The sequence below is a fragment of the Salmonella sp. SA15303 genome, assembly GCF_029962125.1.
GTDB classification, from domain to species: domain Bacteria; phylum Pseudomonadota; class Gammaproteobacteria; order Enterobacterales; family Enterobacteriaceae; genus Salmonella; species Salmonella enterica.
The window spans coordinates 947,722-959,564 of the sequence record NZ_CP123924.1 but is presented as its reverse complement, the minus strand read 5'-3'; the positions used below and the strand labels follow the sequence as shown (position 1 = coordinate 959,564).

Below are 11,843 nucleotides of genomic sequence, written 5' to 3'. Positions count from 1 at the left end.
CCGCCCCTTACGCGCAGATGAAGTCAAGCACGTCTTCCATGCTTCCCTGCTGATTCATCACGTCGAAACTGGCGGTATCAGTCCGCTGGCCATAAACCTTATTCATATTCTTATGCAGCGATGTAATACGCTTAACCGCAACGTTCAATTGGTCTGTACCGTTGATCGGTTCATAAAACGCGGCCGCCAGTGAACGTGGTTGGTCGGTGCCTTTTTCGGCCAGCGCCCACGAGGCATAGGCACGGCTGGCAAAGCTGTTCTGTTTGCCGGTCGGCGACACTTTCAGCGCCGCTTCAGTAAAGGCGCGCAGCGTTTTGTTTGCCAGTTCTTCATTGTCGTTCAGGTTTTTCACCAGCAGATCTTTGTCGATGCAGATATAGGTGTAAAACAGCGCGGAGCCAAAGCCGGTTTCGCCGAGATGGCCTGCGCCTGCATCTTCTGCCGATGCCTGGCGTAGGTCATCCACAGCGGTAAAGAAATCGTCTTCGATGATCGTTTCGCTGACGCCGAAGGCGTGGGCGACCTGGCAGGCGGCTTCCACGTTAAAATCAGTTTTCTTCGCTAACATCCGGCCAAACATGGCAATATCGACGGCCATGCGATCGTGACGTAACAGTTCTGCTTCCTCTTCTGTTGCCGGACGTTTTTCTTCTGCCAGACGGCGCGCCAGCGCTTTCACGGCCTCAAACTCAGCAGGGCTGATATGCACCAGTTGCTCGGTTTCAGCATTCGTCAACTCATCTTTGGGTTTCTTATCCTCTTTTACCTTGCCAAAGCAGTTGGCGATGTTCTTGACGTACTCAACCGCTTTTTTGGCGTCAATGCCGCTATCAACGAGGATTTGCGCCGCCTCACGAGCAATGCGACCAGTACGAATACCAATATGGCCAGCTAATGCCTGTTCAAATAACTCAGATGTACGCCAGGCGCGTTTCAGGCTCTGAGAGGAGATACGCAGACGTGTTGCTCCGCCAAGCACCACGGTTTTTGGCGCACCGGTATCATCACGGTTCAGGTTAGCGGCGGGGTAAGCGGTCAGTAAATGGAGCTGAATAAACGTTGTCATAAAGATATCCCTGTTAATCTTGTTCGTTATCGGTATCGCCATCGCCGGCCTGGTAGTATTCCAGCGCCCAGCGGATACGAAGAAATTCGGTTGGCCGCTGCTGGCGGCGATGGTGGTTCAGCAAGTCATTCTGCTCCTGGCACCAGCAGAAAATATCGTCTGCAAGAGAAAACAGGTTGACCGAACCATCTAACAGCTTCACCGCACGCCGTAACTGGCGCAGCAGTTCATCCGGCGTTTTTACCGCTAATAGGTGGGAGAAGCGTAATTTTGACATCACCGGAGTGTCGCCACCTTTCTTCTGTCCAAGCTGCGCAGCAAAACTCTTTTGCTCATCAATAAATTTGATATGTGCAGCCAGTGCCGCTGTGATTGCCAATGCAGTAACATTCCAGGGTGCTTTGTTTTTCCATAAAGAATGTGTTTGCATTAACAATGAATGAAGCCCCTCAGCCAAACAGGCATCATTCACCGTTTTACTACGTCGTAAGCTGGCACGTAATCCACGTTTTTCTTGTAGTTCCTCATGCCACTGACGCAAAGTGGCTTTATCATCTTTCGTCACAACACTCATTCAGCAGCCTCCTGTTTCTTTGCTTTGGCGGCTTTTGCACTTTGTTTTTCCGCCGATGTCGTAAAATATTTCTTGCGCGCGGTCATGATGCGTTCCAGATCGCTGCTCTCGTAGGGGTTGGTAAAGACGTGATCATCGAAGTAATGACGGGTAAACAGCCAAAGTTCTCTTTGCCATTTATTCAGCCTTTCGTCCGGCTTGTGGCCGTTTTCCAGATCGTGAATCAGGTTGAGAAAACGTCCCTGCGTCAGGTTCCAGAAATCAATGTCGATAAAACTGAAATCACCGCGAGCACCCTTCGCATCGGCAAACCAGGCCTCTTTGAGCGCGCTGCGAAGCAGGCTCAACAGGCGGGCCGCAGTTTGCACGGCCTTACGTAAATCAGGGATCAGACCTTCCGTCATCAGCAACGGGAAGTGATGCTCATACCAGCAGCGGATTTTCATATTGTCGAAATCCGCGCCAAAGCCCCAGATCCCCGCTTTAACGTCAGTCAGCGAGCGGGCGTTAAACACCTTGACTACCTGCGCGGGAGATTCGTAATTCGCTTCCGTCTGGTTGTTCTGACTTAATCCCAGCCAGTCGCGCCAGATAAGGCCGCCGGGCTGCGGTTTAACGGAAAAGAAGGCGTTTTGATCTTTTACCGGGGCGCGATAAGGCGTCAGCGGGTGCCGCCAGCCATCGTAGTTAACGCCGTAGTTCTTGACGGTCATAAAGCCAAGAAGCTCATCGCTTTCAGCGCCGCAAATATCGCAGCAACCTGACTGTAAGGTGGCAAAATCCAGGCGGATACGACGCGGCATCCCCCAGTACGCCTGGAGTTTATTGACCTGCTCCGGCGTGGTAACGGCATTCGCCTGCTCGCTGGTCCGCGTCGCGGCAAGCCACGGGAAAACGGTCGCATCACACTGGTCTGGTAAAGGCAGATCCGCAGTATCCTGCGGCATCACGTTGAGCCACAGCTTGCGCCAGAGCGGCGTTTGCCGCTCGCCCTGATATTCCTGCAATTCAACCAGCGTGGTCAGTGGCCCGCCGCCGCGCAGCCCGGTACGATAGCCTTTGCCGCCCGCAGGCGCGTTAAGCTGCAACGAGAACAGCGCCAGCGCCGCGCAGTGCGGACAAAAACGTTCCGTTACGCCGCGTTTGACAAAATGATCTTTATTGAACTTCGTGGTTTGCGCGCCAGGTATTTCCGGCAACAATGAGGCAATAGAGACTTTTTCGCCGCTTAACGGTTCAAAATCCTGCATAAAAGACGGCGTTTCCGCGCCAAACTGAAAAGCGTGTTCTAACGGTGCTAATGCCTTATGGAGCACATCGGCATGCAATCCATCAAACCAGATATCCTCCCAATTTTTGTATCTTTTCGGCGCGATACTGCATTGCAGCAATCCCAACAGAAACTGCCAAGCCGCTCCCTGTAAATCTGCTCGCGTTGCGGCGATGTCCACCACGTTTTCATCCGCCAGATCGACGGGGGCCAGCTTGCCCGTGGAACCGTCTTTGAAACGGACGGGGAGCCAGGGCGTTGTTAAAAGTGAAAAATTGTCCATATCTGTATTCGTTATTCCCCCATCATGCCAATCAATCCCTCATTCGCCGAATAACCACAAGCGGCAAAGTCCGTCACCACAATCACCGTGGCAAAATCCTTATCCTGATGCTGTTGCGCACACCACTTACGCAAGGGTTCGCCGTCTAATTTTTCAAACTCGTCTTTATGTTTATTCCACCAGCTCTGACGTACTCGCAGCACGCTCATCTCCCAGGCGTGTTCACCGCTGGCATAAGGGGTTACGACGCTATCCACGATTTTCGCCAGCCACAGCGTGACAGACTCTTCCGCCAGCCGCGTTGACATTTTCTCCGGTAAAGAATCGCTAATTTCAGCACAGTAGCCCGGCGCAAAGTTAAGCAGCATCTGGCCGGCAAATGCCCGGTCGCAATAAAATTTGCCTTCCTGCAATTGCTCGGTTTTTGCAAATCCAACCGGCATGTTGACATCCTCGCCGTAGACCGACTCAATCAACAATCGGGCAGATTGCGGCATCCGAATCGTCCCCTGCTCACGTAATATGCGCTGTGTCAGCCACATGCGCCCATGATCGGGATAGACATAGGCGCTGTTACGCATGGCGCTGGATAACCAGTTCTCTCGCGGCGCGTCATCCCACTCCGGAGCAAGAATGCGCAGCACTGGCGTCTCTCGCTCATCCTGCCCACTCTTTTTCACCAGACCGTTACGATCGCGAATATGACGCTGTAGTCGACCGGCCCGCTGAATTAATAAATCCACCGGCGCTAAATCAGAGATCATCTCATCGCAGTCAATATCCAGACTTTGTTCGATGACCTGCGTGGCGATAATGACCTTACCGGCACGTTGCGCGCCGCTCTGTTTGCCAAAGAGATTCAGCGTCTGTGACTCAATCCGCTGACGATCGTAAAAAGCAAAGCGACTATGGAAGAGTAAAAGGTTTTCCGTGACGACGACCTTACTCAGTTGAAGCTGGCGATAGATACGAATCGCATCATCAACGGAGTTACGTATCCAGGCGATACAGTTTCCTTTTTCCACTGCTTCACCTATACGTTCAAGACACGCCTCTTCACTATGTAGCCAGCCAATATCTACGCAACGCTCAACCTCTTTGCGTGTATCAACCCGCTGAGAAATCAGCTCTGTTTGTGTGACCTGAGTCAGCCAGGGATAATCGTCATGGCCTAGCAACGGCGCCTGCACACTACGCCTCACCCCACGGGAAAATGCCGCCACCAGCTTATCTCGCTGCTGCTGCGATAGCGTCGCAGATAACAGAATAGTGGCGTTGCCATTACTGGCCTGCCGTTCGATCAAACCTTCAAGTATTCGGGACATCCAGGCATCACAGGCATGGATCTCATCAGCCAGTAAGATCTTGTTGCTAAGACCCAGTAACCGCAGGTTGTTATGTTTAAATGGCATTACCGCCATCATCGCCTGATCCAACGTGCCTACGCCAACCTCCGCCAACAACGCTTTTTTATTGCTGTCGGCAAACCAGGCGGCGCATCCCTGACTATAAGGCTGCGCTTCATCGGGTTCTTCCGTACCAGAAAGAGTGACCGACCATATTGACTGATTGAAACGATCCATTAAGCGACGCGCGCTATGCGCCAGAATCAGGCTGGGACGGGAGTCCGGCTGATACAGCGCCAGCCAGGTGTTCGCCATACGTTCAAACATCGCGTTGGCTGTCGCCATTGTCGGCAGTCCAAAATAGAGTCCCTGCGCTTTACCTGCCGCCATCAGTCGATGAGCTAATATGAGCGCCGCCTCTGTTTTTCCGGCCCCGGTGACATCTTCAAGAATAAAGAGTTGGGCGCCATCCACGTTGATATCCAGCTCAAGCGCCTTTTGTTGTAACGGTGTGGGATGCTGAATAAAAGGGAAAAGCGTTTCTATGCCCGTAAAGGCAGACACATTCGCCGCTGAGGGAAATAGCGTGATGGCAGTTTGTGCTTTAGCGAGAGCTTGCTGCCAGTAGGTATCAACAGGCATTTTTTCCGCAGTACGCGGAAAATAACGGCTGGCAGAACCAGTCCAGTCAGCCAGTACAACCGCAGCGGAAATAAACCAGGAAAGTTGCTGAAATTGGTCGATACCCTCATCTTCATCCCAGGCTTCAGGCAAAGTAATTAAAGGAAAGAGCGCTTTTATTCTCAGAAGAAAATCTCTTGCCGCGTCTTTATCCTGCTGGCGAAAATGGTCCAGCTCCTGGATTGCCTCTGGAGGGCGTCCATGATGACCTGTAGTGACTGGCATCCAAAGCGCCATAACGCGCTTACTTTTACGAACTGAAAGCGAAGAAGGAGGAAACAATTCAGGGCATTCACTTAGCCAGGAGTTCCACAACATGTATCCCAGCGTGGTATGCGCGATTTTTTCATAATGCCGTGTAGGCTCATTAAAGATATTTAAAGCCTCATGACGGTATAGTTGCTGGAAGGAATGAGCAAACTTTCCAATATCATGCCAACATAAAATCCAGGCAAAAAATTGCGCCGCCTGCTCCTTATCCTGGATGCCTAATTTTTTTAGATAGTGGTCAATAAAATAAATATTATTTATCACCATCCAGTAACCCACAGCCGCAACATCTAAAGAATGCCAGCAAAGCAAATGGTAATCATCACCGCCGTCAGTTTCTCCTCGTCGAGACTTTCCCCAATAGTGATATATCGACACGTAAACTCCAGCATGTGGATAATAAAAGCACTCTACGCCTTTTTAATGGTCTTTTTTGTTGATATACCTCACAAAAATTGCACTTCCTGAGATTATATTTAAATATGCCCGCTCAATTTTATATATTCTTCAGAAATATTTACCCCACGAATAATTATTATAAATTTTTCCGCCTTTTTCTTCTGGAAGAAGCGCTCAAAGAGGCTTCCTCCAATGCCTTCTGCATAAACCAAAATTTAAAAAAAACGACCATTTGCGGCGAATCATCTACCTTTTGTCTGAATTATCGTCACCACAAAGGATTACCAACCATAAATGTGCTGTATTAATAATGTCGTTCAAATTCTCTCCTGTAGTAAACTTTATCTGTTTAATAAAAAAGAGAGAATTGAACGATATATTTTACTCCGGATATTGAATAATATAAATTTGAAGGAAAATATTATGCCAGTCACTTTAAGCTTCGGTAATCATCAAAATTATACGCTTAATGAAAGTCGGCTTGCTCATCTGTTAAGCGCAGATAAAGAAAAAGCAATCCATATGGGGGGTTGGGATAAAGTCCAGGATCATTTTAGAGCGGAAAAAAAGGACCATGCGCTGGAAGTGTTACACTCCATCATTCACGGGCAGGGCCGTGGTGAACCTGGAGAGATGGAAGTTAACGTAGAGGATATAAATAAAATTTACGCCTTTAAACGGCTACAACATCTGGCCTGCCCGGCTCATCAAGATCTGTTTACTATCAAGATGGACGCTTCTCAGACACAATTTTTACTTATGGTCGGCGACACGGTGATCAGCCAAAGCAATATTAAGGACATCCTTAATATATCAGATGATGCAGTGATAGAATCTATGAGTAGAGAGGAGAGACAATTATTTTTACAAATATGTGAGGTGATTGGTTCGAAGATGACCTGGCACCCGGAATTACTTCAGGAGTCGATTTCAACTCTACGAAAAGAAGTGACGGGAAATGCACAAATCAAAACGGCGGTTTATGAGATGATGCGTCCCGCAGAGGCTCCAGACCACCCGCTTGTCGAATGGCAGGACTCACTTACTGCAGATGAAAAATCAATGCTGGCCTGTATTAATGCCGGTAACTTTGAGCCTACGACTCAGTTTTGCAAAATAGGTTATCAGGAGGTACAAGGTGAAGTCGCTTTTAGCATGATGCATCCGTGCATCTCCTATTTACTACATAGCTATTCACCGTTTTCAGAGTTTAAACCAACAAATTCTGGTTTTTTAAAAAAACTTAATCAGGATTATAACGACTATCATGCAAAAAAAATGTTTATTGATGTAATTCTTGAAAAACTATATCTAACCCATGAACGTTCTTTGCACATTGGTAAAGATGGGTGCAGTCGTAATATATTACTGACATAAAGATAGTCAGTAATATAACCAATTTAAAATCCGGCTGCCTGCCGGATTTTTCATAGCAGCAAGTATAATCATACCGCGTAAGGACAATTACCCTTCATGCAGCCCGCACTCGCGCTTCAGCCCGAAGAAGCGTGTCTCTTCTTCCGCCATACCCGGCTCCCATTTGCGGGTGGTGTGCGTATCGCCCACCGACAGATAGCCCTGATCCCACAGCGGATGGTATTTCAGGCCATGCTTTTGCAGGTACTGGTAAACGGTGCGATTATCCCAGTCGATAATCGGTAGCACTTTAAACACGCCGCGCTGGATAGCGAGAACGGGTAAATGCGCGCGGCTGCCGGACTGCTCGCGACGCAGACCCGCAAACCACGTCTGCGCTTTCAGCTCTTTTAGCGCCCGGTTCATCGGCTCGACTTTGTTGATCTCATTGTATTTCTCAATGCCCTCAACGCCCTGCTCCCACAGCTTGCCGTAGCGCGCTTCCTGCCAGGCCGGACTTTCGCCCGCGCGGTAAACTTTCAGGTTGAGTTTGAGTTTGTCCGTTAGCTCATCAATAAACTGGTAGGTTTCCGGGAACAAATAGCCGGTATCGGTGAGGATCACCGGGATATCCGGGCGAATCTGGTTCACCAGGTGCAGGCTCACCGCCGCCTGGATGCCAAAGCTTGAGGAGAGCACGTATTCGCCGGGCAGATTTTCCAGCGCCCAGGCCACGCGTTCTTCGGCGCTCAGTTTTTCCAGTTGGGCGTTGGTTTCCGCCAGAGCCATTACGCGATCGACTTTTGGCAATTCATTCAATGCGTTGAGATCGAGTTGGGACATGAGTTCCTCACTGTTTGCCTTGCCTGATGGCGCTGTGCTTATCAGGCCTACACAGACGCCATCCGGCAATTCAGGTTATTCCCAGAAATCACGCGCGGGATCGAGCACCGGGCGAATGATGCCCGCACGCACCGTAAAGTCGCCGAAGCCTTCACCCGCTTCACGCTCTTTCGCCCAGCGCCCAATCAGTTCATCCAGCGAGGCCAGAATATCCGGCTCGGCGATATTTTCTTTATACATCCGTGGGATACGACTCCCGATGCGGTTGCCACCAAGATGCAGGTTATAACGACCAGGCGCTTTCCCTACTAAGCCAATTTCCGCCAGCATCGCGCGGCCACAGCCGTTCGGGCAGCCGGTCACGCGCATCACGATATGCTCATCAGGAATGCCGTGTTTTTCCAGAATCGCTTCCACTTTGTCCGTGAACGACGGCAGGAAACGCTCGGCTTCCGCCATTGCCAGCGGGCAGGTTGGGAACGACACGCAGGCCATTGAGTTTTCACGCTGCGGTTTCACCGCATTCATCAACCCGTGGTCGCGCGCCAGCGTCTCGATCTTCGCTTTCTGGCTTTCCGGCACGCTGGCAATAATCAGGTTCTGGTTAGCGGTGATACGGAACTCGCCCTGATGAATCTTCGCGATCTCCAGCAGGCCGGTTTTCAGCGGACGCCCCGGATAATCCAGGATACGGCCGTTCTCAATAAACAGCGTCAGGTGCCATTTATCATCAATGCCTTTCACCCAGCCAATCCTGTCGCCACGCCCGGTAAACTCATACGGGCGGATCGGCTCAAATTTGATCCCCGCGCGACGCTCGACTTCCGCTTTAAATGTCTCCAGTCCCACGCGCTCAAGGGTGTATTTGGTTTTGGCATTTTTCCTGTCGGTACGGTTACCCCAGTCGCGCTGCGTCGTCACTACCGCTTCGGCCACCGCCAGGGTGTGCTCCAGCGGCAGATAGCCAAACTCGCTGGCCGTACGAGCGTAGGTTTTCTTATTACCATGCTCAATAGACAGACCGCCGCCCACCAGCAGGTTAAAGCCGACCAGCTTGCCGTTCTCGGCAATCGCCACAAAGTTCATGTCGTTGGCGTGCAGATCGATATCATTTTGCGGCGGGATCACCACCGTGGTTTTAAATTTACGCGGCAGATAGGTCTGCCCGAGGATCGGTTCTTCATCGGTGGTCGCGACCTTCTCCTGATCGAGCCAGATCTCCGCATACGCACGGGTGCGCGGCAGCAGATGTTCGGAGATCTTCTTCGCCCATTCGTAGGCTTCAGCATGCAGCTGAGACTCGTACGGGTTAGAGGTACACAGCACGTTACGGTTCATGTCGTTGGCGGTTGCCAGCGCATCCAGCCCCACCGAGTGCAGCATCTGGTGCACCGGCTTAACGTTCTTCTTCAGAATGCCGTGGAACTGGAAGGTCTGGCGGTTGGTCAGACGGATACTGCCGTAAATCGTGTTATCCGCCGCGAATTTATCGATCGCCTGCCATTGCGTCGTAGTAATCACCCCGCCCGGCAGGCGGCAGCGCAGCAGCATCGCGTGGCGCGGCTCCAGCTTCTGCGCCGCACGCTCGGCGCGAATATCGCGGTCATCCTGCTGATACATGCCATGAAAGCGTATCAGCAGGAAGTTATCGCCTTTAAAACCGCCGGTGAGACCGTCGTTCAGATCTTCCGCAATGGTGCCGCGCAGATAGTTGCTTTCCAGCTTCATGCGCTCGGCATCGGACAGTTTACCTTCGACCACCAGTGGGCCTGGATGTTTTTCGCTCATTAGTAGACATCTCGCTGATAACGGCGCTCTACGCGCAGCTCACTTAAATATTCATCTGCCGATTCGAGGTCCATACCGCCGAATTCAGCGATCACTTCCAGCAATGCTTTTTCGACATCTGCGGCCATGCGCCTGGCGTCGCCGCAGACATAAATATGCGCGCCATCATTGATCCAGCGCCACAGCTCGGCGCCCTGTTCACGCAGCTTGTCTTGTACGTAAATTTTTTCTTTTTGATCGCGTGACCAGGCGAGATCGATACGGCTTAACACCCCCTCTTTCACGTAGCGCTGCCACTCCACCTGATAGAGGAAATCTTCGGTAAAGTGCGGGTTGCCGAAGAACAACCAGTTCTTACCTTCCACCCCTTCCGCCGCGCGCTGTTGCATAAAGGAGCGGAACGGCGCGATGCCGGTACCGGGGCCAATCATGATCACCGGCGTTTCCGGGTTAGCTGGCAGGCGGAAGTTATCGTTATGCTCAATAAAGACGCGAACTTCGCCCTCTTCTTCCACGCGGTCGGCGAGGAAGCTGGAAGCGCCACCGGCGCGGGCGCGGCCTTCAATGTCATAACGAACCACGCCAACGGTGATATGCACTTCGCTCTCCACTTCAGCCTGTGCGGAGGCGATGGAGTACAGACGCGGCGTTAGCGGACGCAGCAGGTCGATTAGCGCCTGAGCATCCAGCTGTGCCGGAGAGAAACGCACCATATCAACAATGGGCGTGGTCGCGGCGTAATGCTGGAGCTGCGCTTTGTCGCCCACTAATGGCAACAGCGACTCACTGCGCGTCAGGGTCGCGTAGTTCTCAACAATGTTGGCGGTATTCACCGTCAGCTCGAAGTGCCACTCCAGCGCTTCGGCGAGCGGCAGGGTTTTACCGTCAACCGTCACCGGCTCATCGCCCTTCAGCCACAGCAACTCAACCAGCTCCTTCACCAGAGCCGGATCGTTCTGATACCAGACGCCCAGCGCATCGCCCGGCTGATAGCGCAGGCCGGAGTCGCCTAAATCAATCTCAATATGACGCACATCTTTTTCCGAGTTGCGACCGGTGATTTTCTGATTCACGGAGAGGGTCGCGATCAGCGGCGCGTCTTTAGTATAGGGGCTGGTGTGGATGTCGTTTACCGCGCCAGTAGCGACGGATTGCGAAGGTGCCGCGACAGGTGCGCGAGACTTCAGAACATCAACCACGCGGGCGCGCCATTCGCTGGCAGCTGCCTGATATTCAACGTCAGCATCGACACGGTCGAGCAGACGTTCACCGCCCAGTTCCGCCAGTTTGCTGTCGAAATCTTTTCCGGACTGGCAGAAAAATTCATAAGAGGTGTCGCCGAGGCTAAACACGGCAAAAGCGGTGTTTTCCAGTTTCGGCGCTTTTTTGGAGAACAGGAATTTATGCAGCGCGACGGCCTCTTCCGGCGGCTCGCCTTCTCCCTGGGTGGACGTCACTATCACCAACAGTTTTTCACTGGCAATCTGTTTGAATTTGTAGTCGCCGGCGTTCACCAGTGTCACATTAAGGTTGGCCGCCAGCAGATCATCACGCAGCGCTTCCGCCACACGACGCGCATTGCCGGTTTGCGAAGCGGAGATAAGCGTAACCCGCGGCATCTTCCGCTCAGGAACAGGCGTGACGGCAACAGCGCCTGAGCGCGGGTTCAGTACGCCCCAAAAATAGCCGGAGACCCAGGCAAGCTGTTCGGGAGTAAGGTCGGTTGTCGCGGCCTGAAGGCGCGCCAGTTGCTCCGGATTAAGCGGAAGCAACCCAGTCAGTGGAGCCGGTGTCGTCATGCGTCGTTATGTTCCAGTAAGCAAAGCGGATCTATACACAAAATCATTCAAGTTCGCCGTAAGCTGATCGCGCCCCAGGAGCGTACATAAATACGTGACTGGGGTGAGTAAACGCAGTCAACACAGATGCGGCTTGAAAGATGAAATGTATAAGCGATAAATCCCAAA

General features: G+C 51.9%; 8 protein-coding genes. 1 reads left to right on the top strand and 7 read right to left on the bottom strand.

Annotated elements, in window-relative coordinates; translation table 11 throughout:
- Positions 1–7: 7 nt before the first annotated feature.
- From cas7e to QEN31_RS04565, 4 genes are read right to left on the bottom strand one after another with little or no spacing between them, the layout of a single operon-like run.
- Entirely contained in the window at positions 8–1,066 is a 1,059-nt protein-coding gene (cas7e, locus tag QEN31_RS04580; RefSeq protein ID WP_000206415.1) for a type I-E CRISPR-associated protein Cas7/Cse4/CasC, read from the bottom strand.
- A 13-nt stretch (positions 1,067–1,079) separates the two neighbouring features.
- Positions 1,080–1,640 (bottom strand): type I-E CRISPR-associated protein Cse2/CasB, encoded by a 561-nt coding sequence (gene casB, locus QEN31_RS04575; protein WP_000117946.1) that lies wholly within the window; start codon positions 1,638–1,640, stop codon positions 1,080–1,082.
- Positions 1,637–3,193: a type I-E CRISPR-associated protein Cse1/CasA gene (gene casA, locus QEN31_RS04570; RefSeq protein ID WP_000368584.1), complete on the bottom strand. Its 1,557-nt coding sequence runs from the start codon at positions 3,191–3,193 to the stop codon at positions 1,637–1,639. The genes casB and casA overlap by 4 nt, the downstream gene beginning before the upstream one ends.
- A gap of 11 nt (positions 3,194–3,204) precedes the next feature.
- Positions 3,205–5,868 (bottom strand): CRISPR-associated helicase/endonuclease Cas3, encoded by a 2,664-nt coding sequence (locus tag QEN31_RS04565; RefSeq protein ID WP_000029738.1) that lies wholly within the window; start codon positions 5,866–5,868, stop codon positions 3,205–3,207.
- Positions 5,869–6,312: 444 nt separating this feature from the next.
- Between QEN31_RS04565 and sopD the strand changes: the two genes are divergently transcribed.
- Complete coding sequence (gene sopD / locus QEN31_RS04560; RefSeq protein WP_001145543.1) at positions 6,313–7,266, top strand: SPI-1 type III secretion system effector SopD; 954 nt, start codon at positions 6,313–6,315, stop codon at positions 7,264–7,266.
- A gap of 87 nt (positions 7,267–7,353) precedes the next feature.
- Here sopD and cysH read toward each other — a convergent pair whose 3' ends face one another.
- The 3 genes from cysH to cysJ form a co-directional block, all read right to left on the bottom strand.
- Positions 7,354–8,088 carry a phosphoadenosine phosphosulfate reductase gene (cysH, locus tag QEN31_RS04555; RefSeq protein ID WP_000080404.1) on the bottom strand — a complete coding sequence of 245 codons (735 nt, stop codon included), beginning with the start codon at positions 8,086–8,088 and terminating at the stop codon, positions 7,354–7,356.
- A gap of 75 nt (positions 8,089–8,163) precedes the next feature.
- On the bottom strand, positions 8,164–9,876 hold the full coding sequence (gene cysI, locus QEN31_RS04550; protein WP_001290660.1) for an assimilatory sulfite reductase (NADPH) hemoprotein subunit: 1,713 nt from the start codon (positions 9,874–9,876) through the stop codon (positions 8,164–8,166).
- Positions 9,876–11,675, bottom strand: a complete 1,800-nt coding sequence (gene cysJ / locus QEN31_RS04545; RefSeq protein ID WP_000210927.1) for an NADPH-dependent assimilatory sulfite reductase flavoprotein subunit — start codon at positions 11,673–11,675, stop codon at positions 9,876–9,878. The genes cysI and cysJ overlap by 1 nt, the downstream gene beginning before the upstream one ends.
- Between the last annotated feature and the right edge of the window lie 168 nt (positions 11,676–11,843).

Excerpts from the sequence above, each read along its gene's own strand:
- cysH (WP_000080404.1), bottom strand. The coding sequence starts at position 8,088 with ATGTCCCAACTCGATCTCAACGCATTGAATGAATTGCCAAAAGTCGAT.
- casA (WP_000368584.1), bottom strand. The coding sequence starts at position 3,193 with ATGGACAATTTTTCACTTTTAACAACGCCCTGGCTCCCCGTCCGTTTC.
- sopD (WP_001145543.1), top strand. The coding sequence starts at position 6,313 with ATGCCAGTCACTTTAAGCTTCGGTAATCATCAAAATTATACGCTTAAT.
- cysI (WP_001290660.1), bottom strand. The coding sequence starts at position 9,876 with ATGAGCGAAAAACATCCAGGCCCACTGGTGGTCGAAGGTAAACTGTCC.
- cas7e (WP_000206415.1), bottom strand. The coding sequence starts at position 1,066 with ATGACAACGTTTATTCAGCTCCATTTACTGACCGCTTACCCCGCCGCT.
- casB (WP_000117946.1), bottom strand. The coding sequence starts at position 1,640 with ATGAGTGTTGTGACGAAAGATGATAAAGCCACTTTGCGTCAGTGGCAT.
- cysJ (WP_000210927.1), bottom strand. The coding sequence starts at position 11,675 with ATGACGACACCGGCTCCACTGACTGGGTTGCTTCCGCTTAATCCGGAG.